Genomic DNA, 19,303 nt, shown 5'->3' on the forward strand with positions numbered 1-19,303 from the left:
GCTAATGGAAAATATGTCCTTGGTTTTGTCGGACAAGGATCGTCAGGCCCCTTTTATTCACTCTCCAAACTGATTAGGAAATGACCGCTGTTATGACCAACAAAGAGATAAACCCCAACTCTGACGCTCAATTGCCACAGGGCTGGCAAGCCACTGCTGACGAAATCGATCTGCGCGAGCTGGTGCTGCTGCTGTGGCGACAGAAAGGGTTGATCCTCCTTATTACTGCGCTTTTTGCCGTGGCTGGCGTGGGCTATGCGCTGACAGCTCCCCAGCAGTGGTCCGCCAAGGCGGTGATTATTGGGCCCAAGCAGGAAGATCTGCTGCCGATGCAGAAAGTATCGGTGCAGGCTGCCGCGCTCGGGCTAGAGGGCTTCCCCGCTGGCAAGGCTCTCTATGAGGAGTTTGTGCAGGAGTTCAATGCTTACGAAAACCATCAGGACTATCTGAAAACCAGCCCGCTGTTTGCCGAACAGGTAAAGACGCTTGGGCTCGACGAGCAGGCGCAGCGCCGCTGGCTGCGTGATTGGAGCAAGTTGGTAGTGGCACAGCCTGTGGATAAGAAGGGTGAGAAGCCGGGTGTCGAGATCGCTTTTGCCGCCCCGACTGCTGAGGCGTCATTGGCGATGCTGCAGGGCTATATCGACTACATCATCAACTTGCAGCAGCAGCGGATGGTTCGTCAGCTCGATGATCAGCGCTCTCTCCAGCTGCAGGGGATGGTCACCCGCTATGAGCTCATGCTGGAAGATGCCAAGCGCGTGCTGAAACAAGATATCTCCGAGACTGAGCTGGCTAACAGCATTGCCAAGGCGGCAGGCGTTGTCGCCCCGCTGGAAAACTACGCAGCTCAGGAGCGCCTCTCCATCACCCTAGGGACCAAGGCGCTGGAAAAGAAGCTTGCCCTGTTGAAGTCCCTCGACATCGAGGTCTACAAGCCCGAGTTGCAAGCTCTGCAAGTTCAGATGGCGCGTATGAAGCGTATCTCTCTGGAGGAGGCGACCTTTCGTCCTTTCTCCTATCTGGATGCGCCTGATGAGCCCCTGAGCCGCGACAAACCCAAACGCCCGTTGATCGTGGTGCTGGCCACCCTGCTCGGCGGTATGCTGGGGGTGGGAATTGTGCTGGTGCGTCATGCGTTTCGCAGGCCGGAACAGGCACAGGTATAGTGTTTATCTATGAGCGAAGGGGGCATCAGCCCCTTTTTGTTTTTTGGGCGCAGCACATGGGGGTTGCCTATATGGATGAAAGGGGCCGCAAAAAATGATGACAACGACGAGGGGCATGGTGATCGTCAGCGTCCTTTACTGGCTGCTGGGCATGCATTTCTTTATGCACAATCCGGGGGGGGCCGGGCTCTATCTGCCCTTCAACGCCTGGGGCTGGATCTTCGCCAGCCTGGTCATCGCCCTCGGCCTGTGGCAGGTGACACTGCGCCAGCGGCTGGTGATCTCATCCTTGCAGCTGGGGCTCTGGCTGGGGGCCTTGCTGTTGTTGCTGCCCATGGCCTATCCCGGCTTCGAGCTCCAGGATTACGCCATCCCGCGCCTGCTGGGTCTCTTTGCCGGTTTGCTGTTCCTCTTCGGTCTCTACCAGTGGCGGCTGGGGCGTCCGGCCCGCGACAGGCTGCTCTATCTGCTGCTCGGGGCCGTCGCCATCGAGGCGCTGCTCGGCCTGGTGCAATATTACCTGCTGACGCCGGGCAACTGGATAGGCTATGACATTCGGGCCAACCGCCCCTACGGCATCTTCCAGCAACCCAATGTGATGGCGAGCTTTATGGCGACCGGGTTGGCGCTGGCCATCTGGCTGGATCTACGGAGGGAGGGCAATCCCTGGCTCCAGGGGCTGCGCTATGGGGTGATAATGTCCACCAGCTTGCTGCTGGTGGTATTGCAATCCCGGGTAGGGCAACTGGGCGGGGCGCTGGCTCTTATCCTGCTTGTGCCGCAGCTCTATCGTCAGCGCCAGCTGGGCCGGATGCTGGGTCTGGTTGTCCTGGGGGTTGCGTTCGGGCTGGTCTCCCAGTATGGAATGAGTGGTGTCAAGCGGGGGCTCGAAATCTACCAGTCCGGCGGCATGCGCTCCATCTATTGGCCCTATGCCGCGAAGCTGATTGCCGAGGCTCCCTGGACCGGCTGGGGCTACGGCAGTTTCGAGTCCGTCTTCCTGCAGCACTATATGGCCGACAAGGCGCAACATCCCGCCATGGTGCAGATCGAATACAACCTCGACCACCCCCACAGCGAGTTCCTCTACTGGGCGGTGGAGGGGGGCATCGCCCCCATGTTCGGCATGGTGCTGATGGGCGGGGCGCTGCTGTGGCGGGTGAGCCGGGCTGGCTGGGTCAGGGGCCCGGCCCTGCTGGCGCTGGTGACGCCCATCCTGCTGCATACCCAGACCGAGTACCCGTTCTACCACGCCATCGCCCACTGGTGGGCCCTGCTGCTGCTCGTCCATGTGCTGGATGCGGAGGTGGAGGAGGGGGGCGAGGCCAGCTGGCGGGAGTATACCTATCGCCCCTGGCTGCTGCTGCGTTTCGCGGCCATCGCCATTCCCCTCATCGTGGTGCCCTTTATGCTGACGGCCATCCACACCGCCTGGGTGGTGACCCAGTACGAGCGCGGCGGTTACAAGCAGCCTGCCCTGCTGCTGGACATCGTCAATCCCATGGCCTGGCTGACCCGGGTGGAGTTTGACGTGAATGCGGTGCGGCTGGCGGTGGGGTTGCGGGCCAACAACCCAACCGAGTTGGAGGCCTATCTCGACTGGGGTGAGACCTTTGTGCGTCACACCCCGCGAGCCAACATCTACGCCAACATGGTGCTCGCCCTCAAGGCGCTGGGACGGACGGCGGAGGCAGAGAGCCTGCGCTCCCGAGCCCTGCAGCTCTACCCGGGTGAGCCCTTGCTCACCGGATCGGCGGCCAGGTCGGTCGCCACCACCCTGGAGCGCAAGCCCTCTTCATAGTCCGGAGTGACAGCCCTCGGTGTCTTTCCATCACGGCCGCCTCGCGGCCGTGATCATTTCCACCCCGGGCAAGCTGGCAGTCAGCTTTGGTGGTGTAGTCTCCCCGGGGGGATGGCGTGGCCCAAGGCGGGGTCGGCGTCATCGGGTCTTGGTCGTCACCGGAGTGGATATCGTGAAGAAGAGTGCATTCATCGTCATCAGCCTGCTCGCCCTGACGGGTTCGCCTGCTGTCGCGGGCACCAGCGCCCAGGTGGAATACGGCACGGTACAGGAGAGCCGCCTCCTCACCCAGGAGGCGCCCCGGCAGGGAACTACCCGGCCCCTTCGCACCATAGGGGCTGCGGCCCTGGGGGCGGCCGTCGGCAGCCAATTTGGTGGTGGCTCGGGCCAGACAGTCGCCACCACTGTGGGGTAAGCGCCCTTGAATCGGCATCTTTTTTTCCCAAAATCAGCTCGTCACACTTGAAATCCATTACCTCTTCGCTGGATTTTCACTATGACCACTCAAGAACGTGCTGATTTTTGGCAGCAGCAGATCACTGCCTGGCTTGACTCCGGCCTCTCCGGCCACGCCTTTTGCAAAAGCCAGGCACTGGTCTATCCGTCATTCCGCACCTGATTTTGCTATTTTCAGTGCTTGACGGCGATCGGCCGTTCTGATCTATTACTCTCTTTTGCAGGTAGATCATCATGGCCGCACCCGCTATCTCGATCCGTAACCTCGATCACCTTGGTTTGGTCGCCGCACTCTGCCAGGAACTGGGCATTGCCCGCATGATCGATGCCTTGCTCCCCAAAACCCCGCCTTTCAAGGTCTCACATGGTGAAGCCTTGGTCGCCATGATAGTGAACGGCCTCGGCTTTCACAGCAGCACCCTGCACATCTTCCCGCAATTCTTCGCTAACAAGCCGGTTGAGCGCCTGATTGGCCCCGGGATCTGTGCTGATGACCTCAATGATGATGTGCTCGGTCGCTGTCTCGATGCCCTCTTTGAGGCCGATGTCAGCGCCTTGTATCAGGTGATGGCGGCGCAAGTTGTCGAGCGGCTGGGGCTCAAAAGCACCGCAGTGCACCTCGATATTACCAGCTTCCACGTCGATGGCGCCTATGACTGTGCCGATGGGGATCTGGTCGGTAAGCTGCAACTGGTGCGTGGTTATAGTCGTGATCACCGGCCAGAGCTGAATCAAGTGATCCTTGAGCTCATCTGTGAAAATCAGGCTGGCCTACCTGTCTATATGCAGGCCCTGAGCGGCAATAGTAATGACACCAAAGCCTTTGCCCAGACCGTTCGTCGCCATTTGAGCAGTCTCAAGGCCGCGCAGGAGTGCCGTTATCTGGTCGGCGATGCCGCACTGTACTGCGCCGATACCTTGCAATTACTGGCGCAACAGCAGCAACTATTTGTGACCCGGGTGCCCGTCACTCTCAATGAGGCAAAGCAGGCCGTGGCAACCATAGGTGCACAACCGCTGACCGCTCTGGGCAATGGCTATCATGGCCGTTGGCAACACGCGAATTATGCCGGGGTCGCGCAACGTTGGTTGCTGGTGCGCAGCGAACAAGCCAGCCACCGCGAGCAGCAGACATTGGCCAAAAACCTGCTCAAAGACAGTACCCGCGAGCTCAAAGCCTTCGCCAAATTGTGTGCCCGACGCTTTGCTTGTGAGGCGGATGCCCAAGCTGAGTTGAGCTGTTTTACCGCCAGCTTGATGCTGCTGCAACTGGATGCCGAAGTGGTAGGTGAACCCGTTTATACAGGACGTGGCAGACCCAAGCGTGGCGAAGAGCCAATTGGCCATCAGTTTCAAATCACTGGGTTGGCGGCAACTAGCCTGGCTTGCGTTGAAGAGGCCCGCAACCAGACCGGGGTGTTCATCCTGGCGACCAATGACCACAGCGATACGCTGACCATGGCCGAACTTTTGGCCACCTATAAAGCGCAGCAGAATGTCGAACGGGGCTTTCGTTTTCTCAAGAGCCCGGAGTTTTTAACCTCCTCACTGTACCTGAAAAAGCCGGAGCGGATTGAAGCGTTGCTCATGGTGATGACCTGTAGCCTGATGATTTACGCAGCGTTGGAGCACCGGATCCGGCAGGGATTAGGTGAGCAGAATCGCAGTGTGGCGGATATGAAAAAGAAACCGACCCAGCAGCCGACGGCCCGTTGGATCTTTTTGCGCTTTGGTGGCATCCATGAATATCGACTGGGAGAAGCTCCGCCACAAGTAACGGAGCTAACAGGAGACCAGCAGATCATTTTGGAGGTATTGGGTGAGCGCTATCGGCAAATTTATTCCTAAATCAGGTGCGGAATATCGGGTCTATCACCAGTTTGCTTACTGGCGTAAAAAGCTCGAACAGCCTGTAGACTCGGACTCTCTTCCTGGCTTTGTCAGAGTAGCCATGCCTGCTCCTGTCGGGACCGAAGTCGGCTTGACGCTCACCTTACCCAACGGGATCACTCTCTCCGGGTTACATCCGGGCAATATCGATTTGCTCGGCGCTATCATGAGGCAGTTGTAATGCGCCCTCGTTACTTGCGTCCGGCACTGACCATGCCGCAGATCTACCTCTATCGGGCTCCTATCGATTTTCGTAAACAGGCCCACGGCCTGGCGGCGCTGGTCGAGCAGCAACTGGGGCACAACCCGTTCACCGGCGCCCTTTATGCCTTTACCAATCGCCGCCGCAACAAGATCAAGTGTCTGATGTGGGAGGACAACGGCTTTGTGCTCTATTACAAGGCGCTGGCCGAGGAGAAATTCAAGTGGCCATCGTCTGCCGATGAGCTACTCTCCCTCTCTTCCGAGCAGATCAACTGGTTGCTCGATGGCTACGATATCTCCTTGATGCAGGGCCATAAAACACTGCATTACGAGACGCTTTAATACCACCAATCTCGTGCTTTACCGCCTTGTTTTTGTTATAATTTCCCCATGAAAACTACGCCAGAAAACCTCACCCCATCACCTGATCTCAGCGGCCTTGGCGCCGCTGAGTTGTTGGCGGTTATTGCGGGTTTTCAGCAACAGTTGGCGTTAAAAGACGAAGCTCTTCAATCCAAAGAAGAGGCTATCCAGCGGCGTGACGCCCATATCCTGTTACTCGAAGAGCTGCTGCGTCTGCGCAGGATCCAGCGCTTTGCCGCCAGCAGCGAGAAACTCCATCAGCTCCAGCTCTTTGATGAGGCAGAGCTGGAAGCGGACATGGACGCCCTGCTGGCCCAGTTACCCGATGACCTGCCGCAAACTGCCGAAGCAAAGGCCAAGCCGCGTCAACGTGGCTTCTCCGCCTCACTGCTGCGCGAGCGCATCGAACTCACCCTCAGCGATGAGCAGAAAGCCGGGGCCAGCAAGGTGTTCTTTACCAAGGTCAAAGAGGAGTTGCAGTTCATTCCGGCTCAACTCAAGGTGCTGGAGATCTGGCAAGAGAAGGCGGTGTTCGAGCGTGATGGCGAAGAGGTGATCCTCGCGGCCAACCGCCCCGTACACCCGCTGGGCAAATGTATCGCCACGCCGTCATTGCTGGGCTACATCATTACCTCTAAGTATGCTGATGGCCTGCCACTGTACCGTCTGGAGCAGATGTTCAAGCGCCTAGGGCAGGAGGTGAGCCGCACCAATATGGCCCACTGGATCATCCGGCTGGATGAGGTGTTCCAGCCATTGATGAACCTGCTGCGCGAGGAGCAGAACCACGCGACGTACCTGCAAGCCGACGAGACGCGGATCCAGGTGCTCAAAGAAGAGGGCAAAACCGCGCAATCGGACAAATGGATGTGGGTGACCCGCGGCGGTCCGCCGGGCCGCCCCTCTGTATTATTTGAATATGATCCGTCACGCGCCGGAAGCGTACCCGTGCGTCTGCTGGAGGGCTTTAGCGGCATACTGCAAGCTGATGGCTATTCCGGCTATAGCCAGGTGTGCAAAGAGAGCGGTCTCACCCGGATTGGCTGCTGGGATCATGCTCGGCGCAAATTCATCGAAGCGACCCGAGCCGCACCTAAGGGCAAAGGCAAGGACAAAGGCAAGAGCAAAGCCAGCACTGGCCTGGCCGATGTAGCATTGGGGTACATAGGTAAACTCTATGCCATCGAGCGGGAGCAGAAGGAGCGCAGTGATGCCGAGCGTTATCAGGCACGGCAGACACGTAGCATGCCCCTGTTGGCGGAGCTCAAAACCTGGCTGGACAATAACGTCGGCAAGGTGATGAAAGGCTCGCTGACTCGACAGGCGATGGAATACACGCTGGGGCAATGGCCCTATCTGGTCGGCTACTGCGAGCGGGGTGATCTACACATCAGCAATGTGTTGGCGGAGAACGCGATCCGCCCGTTCGCCGTGGGGCGCAAGGCCTGGTTGTTCGCCGACAGCGCGCAAGGCGCCAAGGCCAGCGCGACCTGCTACTCGTTGCTGGAGACAGCCAAAGCAAATGACCTGGAGCCATCAGCGTATATCAACTATGTGCTGGCGCAGATCGGCGATGCTGATAGCCTGGAAAAACTCGAAGCTCTGCTACCCTGGAACGTCCCGCTGGAGCCCATTGCAAAAAAAGTGGCGCAATACAACGAAGGCAAGTAGGTCGATTTAGCGGCGCTTACACTGTGGGGGCCGTGGCGGGGGCTGAGGCTTCCCGTCGCCGTCAGGGCAACCAGCAGAGCGTGCAGGGCAAGCAGACGGTCGAGCTGCTGATCAAGACCGAGGCGGGAAAACTGCTCAACGTCGTGCAGGATCAGGAGCCCGCGCTCAGGTTCAACAAGGGGGACAAGGTGCGCATCCTGACCACGGGAACGGATACCCGGGTCGACAAGTCCATCTAGGGGGCTGCCTGGCGGTATGATGTCCGGGGGCTAGCCCCCTGGTTGCGGCCGGATTGTACGATGTTTCATCAAGGGTTTCATCGGCTCGCAAAAATGCGGTTCAGTGCTGGACGGCGAGAGCGCCTTGGCTAAGATAACCGTCTTAACGTCTTGTTTGGCAAGGGAGTATGAAATGGAGATAGTACTAGGCCCATTAGAGGCGCGCGTGATCGGCTGCCTGATAGAGAAAGAGATCTGCACGCCGGATCAGTACCCTCTCTCTCTCAATGCACTGGTCAATGCCTGCAACCAGAAGAGCAACCGTGAACCCGTGCTCGAGCTCGCCGAGCTGGATATCCGCGCCGTCATCGACGAACTGATCCGCCGCCGTCTGGTGGTCAACACCGCCGGCTTCAATGCCCGGGTGCCCCGCTATCAGCACCGTTTCTGCAACACCGAGTTCGGTGAACTGAAGTTCAGCGCCCAGGAGCTCGGCATTATCTGCGAGCTATTGCTGCGGGGCCCCCAGACCCCGGGTGAGCTGCGCTCGCGCACCAACCGGCTGTGCAGCTTCGAGGATGTGACCGAGGTGGATGCCGTGCTGGCCACCCTCATCGAGCGGGGGCCCTATGTGGTCAAGCTGCCCCGTGAGCCGGGCAAGCGGGAATCCCGCTACGCGCACCTGTTCAGTGGCGAGGTGGATCTGCAGGCGCTGGCCGACGTGGCGCCCGCTGGCAACCTTGTGTCACCGGCGGCAGACAGACTGGCAGCGCTCGAGGAAGAGGTCGAGCACCTCAAGGGGCAGTTGCAGGGGCTGGAAGCCCGTCTGGCCCGGCTGGAAGGCTGAGCCAACAATCTGTTTCCAGAAGGCGCTGCGGCGCCTTTTTTGATGACCGCGCCCCTCCTGTGGCCCGTTGCCCGGTGGCAGGGGCGAGTGCCCTGTCAGCCCTGTCGCTCGCGTACCCATCAAAGGCGCCAGCTTTTTTGCACTATTTCGCGCTTAAGGGTCGAGCCGCCGCCGCTTTCCCGTTAAAATTCCGCCTTTGCACTTGCCCGTGAGTTCTGATGTCAGCCTTCACCCTCTCTTCAGATTGCCATGCCCTGCTGTGCGAGCTGCAATTGCAGCGCGCCGCCAGCACTCGTTACCTGCAAGACACCCTCTATGCCCCGGGCGCACCCGGGCGTGCGCTGCTCGACACCCTCGATCAGTTGCAGCAGTGGGGGCTTGTCCGTCAACGAACGGAGCAGCAGTGGAGTCTGACGGCAGAGGGAACCCTGACCCTGATCCTGGCGGTGCGTGCGGGGGAGTGCCCCATGCCGCAGTGGTCCCGCATCCCCTCGGTCACGGGCCTGGAGCGGGCACAGGAGGTGGTGCGCGAGCTCTGTCTGGGGGAGGCGGGGCAGATCCCGGCCTATTACCAGAGTGCCGAGCTCCTGAGCCTCCTGGATCTCCCCGATGCTCCCCGCCTGCTGGCAGGCTCCAGCCCCGCCTGGCAGGCCCTGCTGCTCGAGCACTTCGCCCTGCAGGCCCTGCTTGACGCAGAGCCTGACGAGGGCTGGCCGCTGGCAACGCTGGTCGCCTCCTGCTCCCCGGCGCTCTCTGGCCAGATCCAGGCTCGCGCCCGCGAATGGGAGTGGCTCTGCGGTTCCTTTGGGGGCGAGGTAACCACTCACTGGCCTGCACTGCAACAACTGGCGCAGCAGGGGGATGAGCAGCCCCTGGCCGAGCGGCTGCTGGGGGCGCTTGGCCAGTGGCAGGGGCAAGAGGCGTCGCCCTGGCCTCGGATGTTCAGCGCCTTGCTCTGGCTCGGCTGGTTGCAACAGGCAGATCCGGTGCAGGGGAGCGAGCAGCGCAAGAAGTGGCAGCGCAGTCTGGGCCATTACTCCCCCCTGCTGGCCGATCTGCTGGGGCAGTGGGCCGGAGATCGCCACGGCCAGGCGGTCGGCCTGTTCGATACCCTGCAACTGCCGCTGGAGGAGCTCCACTGGGGTTACCTCTGGCTCGATCTCTGCGCCCTGGCGCGCCACGGCGAGCAGAGCCCCCAGGTGACCATCTTGCACAAGTGGGACCTCTCCCACGTGCTGGACGCCGAGCCCCGGCATCGACTGATGGCCTTCTGCCAGGATCTGCTGCGACTCCTGCTGGGCCGGGAGGCCGCCCATTGGCCCCTGCGCGCGCTGCGCCCTGCTCAAGGGGAGGAAGAGGATGCCACCGAGGAGGAAGGCAAGGCCCCCGCCTCTGCAAGCTGGCTCAACTGGCTGCAGGGGTTGGGACGCTCGAGCGGGGTGCGCAAGCCCCAGGAGCGGCTGGTCTGGCTGCTCCACGCAGAGGGGCCTGAGCTTGAGTGCAAGATCCAGAAGCAGAGCACCAAGGGGGAGTGGACCGCCGGGCGAAGGGTCGATCCGGCCCTGCTTTCCACCCAGTACGCCAGCCTGCTGGACGAGGCGGACTGGGCACTGGTGCGCACCCTGCCGCGCAACATGGGCAAGCTGCCCCGGGATGCCTGGGTGCCCCTGGCAAACCATCCTCGCCTCTTCAATGCCAAGGGACAGAAGCTGCAACTGGCCGTCAGCGCCCCCCTGCTGCAACTGGTACAGAGCGGGGAGGGCATGAGCGCCAGACTACATCCTGCTCCCGCCGCCCGCGGTGCGCACATCGTCCCCCTGGCTCAGGATTTGTGGCAGCTTATTCTGACACCGCAGGCACTGCTGGACAGATTACCGGCCCTGGAGGCCATTCCGGCATTGCCGCCGGCCGGGCTCGAGGAGCTGCAACGCACGCTGGATGCGATCCCCGATCTTCCCTGGCACAGCCAGGTGGCGGGGCTCAGGGGCAATGCCGAGCTGGCCCCCTGGCCCGGCGTTCCCTCCGTCCTGCTCGACTGGCAGGAGGGGCAGCTCGTGGTCCAGCTGGTGACCCGGGAGGGGGACCTGCCGCCCTTGCCTCTGGGCAAGGGGGAGGCCATCGTGCGCCAGGGTATCCGGGAGTATCACTACTGGCAGCGGGATCTGGCTGCCGAGAAAGAGGATGCCCAGCGCCTTCGCAACCAGTTGCCCATCGGCCTGCCCGGCAACGAGTGGAAGCTGGACGGGGAGCAGGCGCTTACCCTGGTCAACGCCCTGCCCGAGCTGGTGGACGCCGGTGTGGTGGTGCACTGGCACCAGGACAGCGCCCGCCTCAAGAGCCTTGATGAGGCGGCCCTGAGCCTTCGCATCGAGCGGCGTCAGGACTGGTTCCAGGTGGAGGGGGCGCTCTCGCTGGACGAGCACCAGATCCTCGATCTTCGCCTCATCCTGCGCCAGCTGACTCCGGGCCAGCGCACGGTGCAGCTCGACGAGAAGACCAGCCTGATGCTGAGCGACAAGCTGGTGGAACGCCTCACCGTGCTCGGCGCCATGCTGGACAACGAGCAGCGCATCAACAACAAGCTGGCCTATCCGCTGGCCCGCCTGCTCTCCGTCATCACCACCGAGGGGGATGCCGCCTGGCAGAACCTTCAGCAGGAGTGGCAGCAGGAGGTGAGCTGTCCCCCCGAGCTGCTGACGGCGCTGCGGGACTATCAGAAGGAGGGGGTACGCTGGATGGCGACCCTGGCCCATCACGGCTTTGGCGCCTGTCTGGCCGATGACATGGGCCTGGGCAAGACCTTGCAGGCCCTCATCGTGCTGCGTATGCGCCAGCACCTGGGCCCGGCGCTGGTGGTGGTGCCCAAGTCAGTGGTCACCAACTGGCAGGAGGAGGTGGCCCGCTTTGCCCCTGAGCTCGAGGTGGTGGTGTTCGACCATCCCGCCGAGCGGGAGACCCTGATCCAGGGGGCCAGGGCTGGACAGATCGTCCTGGTCAACTACGGCATGCTCGGCAGTCTCTCCCAGGCGCTCAAGTCCCGCCGCTGGTCGAGCATGGTGCTGGACGAGGCACAGCAGATCAAGAATGCCGGTACCCAGCGCGCCAAGCTGCTGTTCCAGCTCGACGGGGATTTTCGCCTCGCCCTCTCCGGCACCCCCATCGAGAATCATCTGGGGGAGCTGTGGAGCCTGTTCAGCTTCATCAACCCCGGCCTGCTCGGGAGCCTCGGGGAGTTCAAGCGCCGCTTTGGCAAGGCAGTCAAGGATCCCCAGCACATGGCGATGCTGCGGGCGGTGATCAGCCCCTTCATCCTGCGCCGCCTCAAGCAACAGGTGCTGACGGAGCTGCCGGACAAGACCGAGATCATCCATCACATCAGCCTCTCCCCCGAGGAGCGTCAGCTCTACGAGGCGACCCGGCGAGAGGTGGTGCAGCAGGTGCAAAGTGCCGATGGCCGTGCCCTGATGCATGTGCTGAGCGGCCTGACCCGGCTGCGCCGACTCTGCTGCTCCCCCCAGCTGGTGATGCCGGAGTGGTCCCAGACCAGCAGCAAGCTGGACGAGGCGATGGCGCTGCTGGACGAAGCCATCGATGGTGGCCACCGGGTGCTGGTGTTCAGCCAGTTTGTCGATCTGCTGAGCCTGCTGCGCAGCCGTATCGAACAGCGGCAGTGGGACTACTGCTATCTGGATGGGGGCTGCTCGGCCAAGTCCCGTCAGGAGTCCATTCTGCGTTTTCGCCATGAAACGGTGCCGCTCTTCCTCATCAGCCTCAAGGCGGGGGGCACGGGCCTCAACCTGACCCAGGCCGACACCGTGCTGCACCTCGATCCCTGGTGGAACCCGGCGGTGGAGGATCAGGCGAGCGATCGGGCGCACCGCATGGGCCAGACCCAGCCGGTGACCGTCTATCGCCTGGTGTGCGAGCAGACGGTGGAGGAGAAGATAGTGGCGCTGCACGACGAGAAGCGGGCACTGGCCGACGGCCTCCTGAGCGGCCAGTCCGAGGTGAAGGGGCTGGATGTGGAGAGCCTGCGGGCACTGCTGATGAGCTGACGGCGGGCTGTCGCTCGATGTGACAAGGGGAGCATCCGTGATGCTCCCCTTGTCGTTTGTGGCGGTGCCGAGCCTGCGCTACCCCTGATAGAGGTAGAGGTGCAGCCGCTCTATGATGGGGTCACCGCCAATCTTGCGATCCCGGCGTGCCTGGCGCAGCTTGGGTGGGTAGTGGCCCAGATGGGTGACGGCCGGCTGGGTATCGGAGCAGAGCAGCAGGGGAAGGCTCGCCTTGATCTGCTGCTTGCGGGGCTCCCGGTCCTGCCAGAGCAGGTTGATCATGGGGTGGGTCTTGACCGGCCTGCGGATCCGCAGGGCGGCATCCGCCGGCAGGCGGCGAATGTCGTATACCTCCTGATCCACCATCTTGCTCCACTCTTCGTTGTCAAAGAGCGCCGGTACATACCGGCGGCTTCGCTCCAGCATCTCCAGTACCTGCTCCCGGCTGAGGCGGCTGATGCTCTGCTTGTCGGCCCAGGTGAAGCCCAGCGAATGCAGATCCCCCCGAAGCCAGGTCAGCTTGCGATAGACCTGCAGGGTGATGACACCGGGCAGGGCACCGTGCACCAGCTCGAACTTCTCGTCCCGCCCGCCCGCCGCCTGCACCATGGCCTTGAAGGCGAGCTTGTGCGCGTTGATCTCCTCGATGACGGGGGCCAGCTCCCTGGCGCTGGCGGCAGGAAAGCGCAGCCAGCCGGGCAGACGGTGGGTCGCCTTGGTGGAGCAGCCGGGGCGGGCGCTGTGGTCCTGAAAGGCGGCGAGGGTGGCGGCCAGGGCCGCCTCGCCCGAGAGATAGCCCACCTCGATGGCCTCGATGGGCTCATGCTCTTCCCCCTGGGCCACGGCCGGGAGGGGATAGACATGAGCCTCCAGCAGCTCGAGCTGGCCCAGTTGCCTGGCAAGACGTGCCAGCGACGCCTCCAGCAGGGCCATCTGTTGACGCAGGGCGGCGGTGGGGGTAAAGGTGTCCATCGGCAGATCCTGTGTGTGTGCCGCTCCCCTGTTCAGCATGATATTGGGGCAGTGTGGGGAGGCTGCATGATAAACCACTGTATAAATAACCATACCAGTATGATGGCAGGGTGCCAAGTGTCCGGTGCCACCCTGAGGATGGGGGTGACATGGGGGCATCCGGTTCAGGTTGCCTGTTCGTAACTTTTTGTTAAATAACGATCTTGCTGCGATCTATTTGTTAACAAACCCTGGTGGCCGAGAGTTTGCACCCTGCTGACTCGCCGTCGTGCCGTGCATAGCTAGCGTGGGAAAGTGCATAGTTAGAAGTGGGTGGCGCAGGAGAAAATGCTGCCAGGTTGAAAGGGGGAAAGTTTTAGCATTATTTCATTTTAAAATCATATAGTTATGGCTCTTTCCTTAGCGATATCAACCATTACTTTTACTAATGTCATGTATCAAAATTCGTCAATTGAGGCACCTCCCCGCCCTGACTAAGCTTTGCGCATCAAATCCGAGCCTTGCGCAGAACGAGAGAGAGGAGCCATATCATGGCCAACATGACTTATACCGAAGCCGGTTACCAGCATTCCAGCGAATCGAATCTGGTTGCTCGCGTCAAGATGACCGTCCTGACCTGGCTGGAACGCAGCCGCAGCCGTCGCCAGCTCTCCGAGCTGCCCGCCTACCTGCTCAAGGACATCGGTCTGAACGAAGCCGACCGCTATCAAGAGACCACCAAGCCGTTCTGGCGTGGTTGATCAGCCGGGCATGGATGCCTTGTTTTTCTGCTGATACCAGGGGCATGATGCCCACTAGTCTGCCGAAGGCATGCTGCCTTCACCTGCCGATACCCGTTCACCGCTTTCCCTCTCCCGTGTTTCCCCCGCTTGACTCTGTTGCATGAGTTGTCACTCATTCTCGCCACTTTTGTATCCTTACTGTTTGAATTTGTTTAAAAACTGATTTTAAGCCCGGTTGCCTTGCGTATAATCCGGCCATGGCATTCCAGACTAAAGGGTGAGACGGATGATTCCCCAGCATGACTTTTTGGCCCTGACGCGCCGCCATGAGTGGCAGCTCGAGCCTTTCGCCTTCAATCTGACCGACGGTACCCGGGTGAGCGTGTGGGATACCGGCGTGATCTGCCTGGAACCCGCTTCCGAGGCGGGGCAACCCGGGCACAAGGACATCGTCCTCTCCTGCGGCATCCACGGCAACGAGACCGCCCCTATCGAGATCTGCAACCAGTTGCTGACCCGGTTGCTCGCAGAGGAGCTCAAGGTTCGTCACCGGGTGCTCTTCCTCTTTGGCAACCCCGCCGCCATGAACCACGGGGTGAGGGAGGTGGAAGAGAACATGAACCGCCTCTTCTCGGGTGCCCACAGCAAGGGGGAGGGGCTGTGCAACCGGGAGCGCATCCGCGCCATGCGTCTGGAGCAGTATGTGAGCCGCTTCTTTGCCGACTCGGGCAGGCCCCGTTACCACTACGATCTGCATACCGCCATTCGCGGCTCGCGCCACGAGAAGTTTGCCGTCTATCCCTTCCCCCACGAACGCCCCCACTGCAAGGAGCAGGTACGTTTCCTCGGTGCCTGCGGCGTGCGCACCATACTGCTCTCGAGCGGCCCGACTACCACCTTCAGCTATTACAGCTCGCACCAGCACGGCGCCCATGCCTTTACGGTGGAGCTGGGCAAGGTGCGGCCTTTCGGTGAAAACGACATGACTCGCTTCATCGAGGTGCGCCAGACATTGCAGGAGCTGGTGACCCGGGATGAGGTAGCCCTCGAGCCATGGCGAGCCGATGACTTCACCCTTTTTGCCATAGATCGGGTGATCAACAAGCAGTCGGAGCAGTTCCGCTTCCTGTTTGCCAGCGATGTGGACAATTTCACCGAATTTCCCCAGGGTTTTGTGCTGGCAGAAGATGGGGATCAGCAATACAGGGTAGAGAAACCGCGGGAGGCGGTGGTCTTCCCCAACGCCAACGTGGCCATCGGACAGCGCACCATGCTGCTGGTGGTACCCACCCGTTTGTGGGAGTGAATTGACGCCTTTTTGTCATGCTGATCCTGCGCCACGGGCGGTGGCAAGCAGCATGGCGGTGATGGGTATGATCCCGAACTCGATATAACAGGGAGCCTGAACAGGCTCCCTTCTTTGTTTCTGCTCGCCGAAAGTTCCGATTACCTTCGAAAATAAAAGAAGTTTCTACTGGTCTTACCTGGATGAATCTCGTTGCCCTTTAGTTAACATGTTGTTTACATTTTGAGTGTCACCTCATGGTGGTGACGCTGACAACGGCAAGGAGCCAGTTATGACCTATGTCGACATTCCCTTCCTTCGTTACCTCGATGAGGAGGGGCGCCCGGTCGCGACACTGCCGACCTGGCTGGACAAGGCGATGCTGCACACCTTCTACCGCAACATGGTGATCGTGCGCAGTTACGACAAGAAAGCGATAGCACTGCAGCGAACCGGCAAACTCGGCACCTTTCCCTCCCATCTCGGGGCGGAAGCGGTGGGGATCGGGGTCGGGCTCGCCATGCAGCCAGAGGATGTCTATGTGCCCTACTACCGGGACATGCCCACTCTCTACGTGAGGGGCGTGCCCATGGAGCAGAACCTGCAGTATTGGGGCGGCGATGAACGGGGCAGTGTCTTCTACAAGGCCGATGGCGAGTTGTCGGAAGACTTGCCCATCTGCGTTCCCATCGCCACCCAGATCACCCATGCTGCCGGCATCGCGGCCGCCTTCAAGCTGCGCAACCAGCCCAGGGTCGCCGTGGTGACCATCGGCGATGGCGGCACCTCCAAGGGAGACTTCCTCGAGGGGCTCAACTGTGCCGGTGTCTGGCATCTCCCCATGGTGATGATCATCAACAACAACCAATGGGCCATCTCGGTGCCGCGCAAGTTGCAGTCGAGCGCGCCCACTCTGGCCCAGAAGGGCATAGGAGCCGGGGTGCGCAGCCTCCAGGTGGACGGCAATGACGTGGTGGCGGTCTATGAGGCGACCCGCGCCGCCGTCGAGCGGGCTCGCAGCGGCAAGGGGCCGACGCTCATCGAAGCCGTCAGCTACCGGCTCGGGGATCACACCACCGCCGATGATGCGACTCGCTATCGTGACGGCGCCGAGGTGGAAGCGGCCTGGACCAGGGAACCGGTCAAGCGGCTGCGCCAGTTCATGTTTGAACGGGACTGGTGGGATGAGCAGCAGGAACAGGCACTGCTGGCAGAGGCGGGCCGGGAAGTGGAACGCGCCGTTGCCGCCTACGAGGCCATCACGCCCCAGGCGCCGGAGACCCTGCTCGATTACCAGTTTGCCGAGCTGCCGAAGGCCTATCTTGCCCAGCGTCAACGCATCATCGCCAAGGGCATGCAGCAGAGCGGGGGCGGACTATGAGCGATATCACGCTGCTCGAAGCGATCAATCTGGCGTTGCACCACGAGATGGCACGCGATCCTGATGTGGTGGTACTGGGGGAGGATGTGGGGGTCAACGGCGGTGTGTTTCGCGCCACAGTGGGGCTTCGCGATAAATTCGGGTTCAAGCGGGTCATCGATACGCCGCTGGCCGAAGGGCTCATCGCCGGAGTGGCGGTGGGTATGGCGACCCAGGGGCTCAAACCCGTGGCCGAGTTCCAGTTCCAGGGCTTCATCTTCCCGGGCATGGAGCAGATCATCTGCCAGGCGGCACGGATGCGAAACCGAACCCGTGGCCGTGTCACCTGTCCCATCGTCTACCGCTCCCCCTACGGCGCCGGCATCCATTCGCCCGAGCACCACAGCGAGAGCGTCGAGGCCCTGTTTGCCCATATCCCCGGGCTGCGGGTGGTGATCCCTTCGAGCCCGAAGCGAGCTTACGGCCTGCTGCTGTCGGCTATTCGGGATCCGGATCCCGTGATGTTCTTCGAGCCGGATCGCATCTATCGCTCCATGAAGTCGGATGTGGTGGATGACGGCATCGGCCTGCCGCTGGATGTCTGCTTTACCCTGCGTCCCGGCCGGGACATCACTGTGGTGGCCTGGGGAGCCTGCATCCAGGAAGTCATGCGGGCGGCGAACCTGCTGGCGGAGCAGGACATCCAGTGCGAGGTGCTGGATCTTGCCACCATCAAACCCCTGGACATGGAGAGCATCCTGACCTCGGTACGCAAGACCGGGAGGTTGCTGGTAGTACACGAAGCCTGTGGCAGTTTCGGGGTGGGTGCCGAAATCGTGTCCCAGGTGACCGAAGAGGCGATGACTGCCCTCAAGGCGCCGCCAAGACGCCTCACCGGCGTGGATGCCGCCGTCCCCTACTATCGCAACGAGGAGTATTACCTCATCACCGAGCAGGAGATCGCGCAGGCAGCTCGGCAACTGATGGAGAACCAGTGGCTATGACGCGCGACAGGTACGGATGCGCAAGTGCCTGGGCCACAGGGCTCCATGGTGTCTGTCAATGTTTGGTGATGTCCCAGCAGAGGGAGAGCAGGTCATGAAATTTTTCAAATTGCCGGATCTGGGCGAAGGACTGGCCGAGGCCGAGATCGTCGAGTGGAAGGTGAGCGCCGGTGATACGGTGCAGGTAGATCAGGTACTGCTGTCGGTGGAGACGGCTAAGGCGTTGGTGGATGTGCCCTCGCCGGTGGCCGGGGTCATCGCCAGATTGTGCGGGCAGGAGGGGGACATCCTCCACATCGGGGCACCGTTGGTGGAGTTTGAAGGGGGCGAGGATGACGGCACCGTCGTTGGCAAGGTCAGCGCCCATCAGCAGCATATCGAGGATCATTTCGTGGTGGGGGCCATGGCGCCCGGCGGTACGTTGGTGCAAGCCATGCCAGCGGTCCGTCTGCTGGCGCAAAAACTGGGGCTGGACATCGACAAGGTCAAGGGAACCGGCAGCGCTGGCATGGTGACCGAGCAGGATGTGCAGCAGGCGTTCGAGGCCCAGCAGGAGAGCGGCAACGAATTCCTGAAAGGCTCGCGCCGGGCCATGGCCAAGGCGATGGAGCTCTCGCACCGGACTGTGGTGCCGGTGAGCATCACCGACGAAGTGGACTTGCGCCACTGGCGCCCGGATGAAGATGTGACTGTGCGCCTTATCAAGGCGATCGGCGTGGCGTGTCGGGCCGAACCCTCCATGAATGCGTGGTTTGACGGAGAGACCCTGTCGCGGCGTCTGTTCAGGGAGGTCAATGTGGCCATCGCGGTTGACTCCAAGCATGGGCTCTATGTGCCCGTGATGGAGAACGTGGCTGAACGGGACTCGGCTGACATACGGCAGGGACTGGATCGGATGATCGCCGATGTGAAGGCCCGTGCCGTGCCGCGGGAAATGCTGCAGGGGGCAACCATCACCCTCACCAACTTTGGCGCCATCGCTGGCCGTTACGCCAGCCCCATCGTCACACCACCCCAGGTGGCCATCATAGGTGCGGGCAAGTTGTTCGAGAAGGTGGTGTTCATCCACGGTGAGGCGCGCCCGGTGCGTGCACTTCCCTTGTCGATGACGTTTGACCACAGAGCCTGCACCGGTGGAGAGGCGGCTCGCTTCCTCAAAGCCTTGGTCCAGGCACTGGAGTCGGCACAGGTCTGACCCGCTGTACCCCGCCGCTGGCGGGGTACAAATTTGTTTGCGTAATCGACAAAGGCACGTATAATGTTAACCAGCTTGAAAAGGCGATAGT

The 19,303-nt window shown here is 61.4% G+C and carries 17 protein-coding genes; 16 read left to right on the forward strand and 1 reads right to left on the reverse strand.

Annotated elements, in window-relative coordinates; translation table 11 throughout:
* Positions 1-92 precede the first annotated feature (92 nt).
* The 11 genes from ACPW74_RS05425 to ACPW74_RS05475 all read left to right on the forward strand — a co-directional run bounded on the left by ACPW74_RS05425 (position 93) and on the right by ACPW74_RS05475 (position 12,674).
* Positions 93-1,169: an LPS O-antigen chain length determinant protein WzzB gene (locus ACPW74_RS05425; protein ID WP_425858675.1), complete on the forward strand. Its 1,077-nt coding sequence runs from the start codon at positions 93-95 to the stop codon at positions 1,167-1,169.
* A 97-nt stretch (positions 1,170-1,266) separates the two neighbouring features.
* Positions 1,267-2,970, forward strand: a complete 1,704-nt coding sequence (locus ACPW74_RS05430; protein WP_425859184.1) for a Wzy polymerase domain-containing protein — start codon at positions 1,267-1,269, stop codon at positions 2,968-2,970.
* A gap of 172 nt (positions 2,971-3,142) precedes the next feature.
* A complete protein-coding gene (locus ACPW74_RS05435; protein ID WP_182936074.1) occupies positions 3,143-3,385 on the forward strand; it encodes a hypothetical protein in 243 nt (80 codons plus the stop codon).
* An 81-nt stretch (positions 3,386-3,466) separates the two neighbouring features.
* Positions 3,467-3,589: an IS66 family insertion sequence element accessory protein TnpA gene (gene tnpA, locus ACPW74_RS05440; protein ID WP_257622757.1), complete on the forward strand. Its 123-nt coding sequence runs from the start codon at positions 3,467-3,469 to the stop codon at positions 3,587-3,589.
* Between the two features lie 71 nt (positions 3,590-3,660).
* A complete protein-coding gene (locus ACPW74_RS05445; RefSeq protein ID WP_128318182.1) occupies positions 3,661-5,274 on the forward strand; it encodes an IS1634-like element ISAs25 family transposase in 1,614 nt (537 codons plus the stop codon).
* Positions 5,246-5,497 (forward strand): IS66 family insertion sequence element accessory protein TnpA, encoded by a 252-nt coding sequence (tnpA, locus tag ACPW74_RS05450; protein WP_128318181.1) that lies wholly within the window; start codon positions 5,246-5,248, stop codon positions 5,495-5,497. Before ACPW74_RS05445 ends, tnpA (ACPW74_RS05450) begins: the two co-directional genes overlap by 29 nt.
* Positions 5,497-5,862, forward strand: a complete 366-nt coding sequence (tnpB, locus tag ACPW74_RS05455) for an IS66 family insertion sequence element accessory protein TnpB (RefSeq protein ID WP_041205730.1) — start codon at positions 5,497-5,499, stop codon at positions 5,860-5,862. Before tnpA (ACPW74_RS05450) ends, tnpB begins: the two co-directional genes overlap by 1 nt.
* 48 nt (positions 5,863-5,910) lie before the next feature.
* On the forward strand, positions 5,911-7,554 hold the full coding sequence (gene tnpC, locus ACPW74_RS05460) for an IS66 family transposase (RefSeq protein ID WP_190284028.1): 1,644 nt from the start codon (positions 5,911-5,913) through the stop codon (positions 7,552-7,554).
* A gap of 32 nt (positions 7,555-7,586) precedes the next feature.
* Positions 7,587-7,793, forward strand: coding sequence for a hypothetical protein (locus tag ACPW74_RS05465; RefSeq protein ID WP_182936076.1), 207 nt, complete (start codon positions 7,587-7,589; stop codon positions 7,791-7,793).
* A 172-nt stretch (positions 7,794-7,965) separates the two neighbouring features.
* The gene (locus ACPW74_RS05470) at positions 7,966-8,619 is read left to right on the forward strand and encodes a YceH family protein (RefSeq protein WP_128318179.1); all 654 of its coding nucleotides are present in this window, start codon (positions 7,966-7,968) and stop codon (positions 8,617-8,619) included.
* Positions 8,620-8,837: 218 nt separating this feature from the next.
* Entirely contained in the window at positions 8,838-12,674 is a 3,837-nt protein-coding gene (locus ACPW74_RS05475; protein WP_190284029.1) for a DEAD/DEAH box helicase, read from the forward strand.
* Between the two features lie 78 nt (positions 12,675-12,752).
* On the opposite strand, the gene ACPW74_RS05480 is transcribed toward ACPW74_RS05475, so the two are convergent.
* Positions 12,753-13,646, reverse strand: a complete 894-nt coding sequence (locus tag ACPW74_RS05480) for a DNA replication terminus site-binding protein (protein ID WP_319910584.1) — start codon at positions 13,644-13,646, stop codon at positions 12,753-12,755.
* A gap of 530 nt (positions 13,647-14,176) precedes the next feature.
* Between ACPW74_RS05480 and ACPW74_RS05485 the strand changes: the two genes are divergently transcribed.
* From ACPW74_RS05485 to ACPW74_RS05505, 5 genes are all read left to right on the forward strand, one after another.
* The gene (locus ACPW74_RS05485) at positions 14,177-14,386 is read left to right on the forward strand and encodes a DUF1127 domain-containing protein (RefSeq protein WP_010675316.1); all 210 of its coding nucleotides are present in this window, start codon (positions 14,177-14,179) and stop codon (positions 14,384-14,386) included.
* A 268-nt stretch (positions 14,387-14,654) separates the two neighbouring features.
* Entirely contained in the window at positions 14,655-15,674 is a 1,020-nt protein-coding gene (gene astE, locus ACPW74_RS05490; protein WP_190284031.1) for a succinylglutamate desuccinylase, read from the forward strand.
* A gap of 271 nt (positions 15,675-15,945) precedes the next feature.
* Complete coding sequence (pdhA, locus tag ACPW74_RS05495) at positions 15,946-17,034, forward strand: pyruvate dehydrogenase (acetyl-transferring) E1 component subunit alpha (RefSeq protein WP_223952974.1); 1,089 nt, start codon at positions 15,946-15,948, stop codon at positions 17,032-17,034.
* Positions 17,031-18,017 carry an alpha-ketoacid dehydrogenase subunit beta gene (locus ACPW74_RS05500; protein ID WP_052814703.1) on the forward strand — a complete coding sequence of 329 codons (987 nt, stop codon included), beginning with the start codon at positions 17,031-17,033 and terminating at the stop codon, positions 18,015-18,017. Before pdhA ends, ACPW74_RS05500 begins: the two co-directional genes overlap by 4 nt.
* 94 nt (positions 18,018-18,111) lie before the next feature.
* A complete protein-coding gene (locus ACPW74_RS05505; RefSeq protein WP_053288328.1) occupies positions 18,112-19,212 on the forward strand; it encodes a dihydrolipoamide acetyltransferase family protein in 1,101 nt (366 codons plus the stop codon).
* The last annotated feature ends 91 nt before the right edge of the window (positions 19,213-19,303 follow it).

The sequence above is a fragment of the Aeromonas sp. INTO2 genome, assembly GCF_049860605.1.
Classification (GTDB): domain Bacteria; phylum Pseudomonadota; class Gammaproteobacteria; order Enterobacterales; family Aeromonadaceae; genus Aeromonas; species Aeromonas caviae.

What these genes read in the sequence shown, in the direction of transcription:
- ACPW74_RS05425 (WP_425858675.1), top strand. Translation starts at nt 93, where the DNA reads ATGACCAACAAAGAGATAAACCCCAACTCTGACGCTCAATTGCCACAG.
- ACPW74_RS05430 (WP_425859184.1), top strand. Translation starts at nt 1,267, where the DNA reads ATGACAACGACGAGGGGCATGGTGATCGTCAGCGTCCTTTACTGGCTG.
- tnpA (WP_257622757.1), top strand. Translation starts at nt 3,467, where the DNA reads ATGACCACTCAAGAACGTGCTGATTTTTGGCAGCAGCAGATCACTGCC.
- ACPW74_RS05445 (WP_128318182.1), top strand. Translation starts at nt 3,661, where the DNA reads ATGGCCGCACCCGCTATCTCGATCCGTAACCTCGATCACCTTGGTTTG.
- tnpB (WP_041205730.1), top strand. Translation starts at nt 5,497, where the DNA reads ATGCGCCCTCGTTACTTGCGTCCGGCACTGACCATGCCGCAGATCTAC.
- tnpC (WP_190284028.1), top strand. Translation starts at nt 5,911, where the DNA reads ATGAAAACTACGCCAGAAAACCTCACCCCATCACCTGATCTCAGCGGC.
- ACPW74_RS05470 (WP_128318179.1), top strand. Translation starts at nt 7,966, where the DNA reads ATGGAGATAGTACTAGGCCCATTAGAGGCGCGCGTGATCGGCTGCCTG.
- ACPW74_RS05475 (WP_190284029.1), top strand. Translation starts at nt 8,838, where the DNA reads ATGTCAGCCTTCACCCTCTCTTCAGATTGCCATGCCCTGCTGTGCGAG.
- ACPW74_RS05480 (WP_319910584.1), bottom strand. Translation starts at nt 13,646, where the DNA reads ATGGACACCTTTACCCCCACCGCCGCCCTGCGTCAACAGATGGCCCTG.
- ACPW74_RS05485 (WP_010675316.1), top strand. Translation starts at nt 14,177, where the DNA reads ATGGCCAACATGACTTATACCGAAGCCGGTTACCAGCATTCCAGCGAA.
- astE (WP_190284031.1), top strand. Translation starts at nt 14,655, where the DNA reads ATGATTCCCCAGCATGACTTTTTGGCCCTGACGCGCCGCCATGAGTGG.
- pdhA (WP_223952974.1), top strand. Translation starts at nt 15,946, where the DNA reads ATGACCTATGTCGACATTCCCTTCCTTCGTTACCTCGATGAGGAGGGG.
- ACPW74_RS05500 (WP_052814703.1), top strand. Translation starts at nt 17,031, where the DNA reads ATGAGCGATATCACGCTGCTCGAAGCGATCAATCTGGCGTTGCACCAC.
- ACPW74_RS05505 (WP_053288328.1), top strand. Translation starts at nt 18,112, where the DNA reads ATGAAATTTTTCAAATTGCCGGATCTGGGCGAAGGACTGGCCGAGGCC.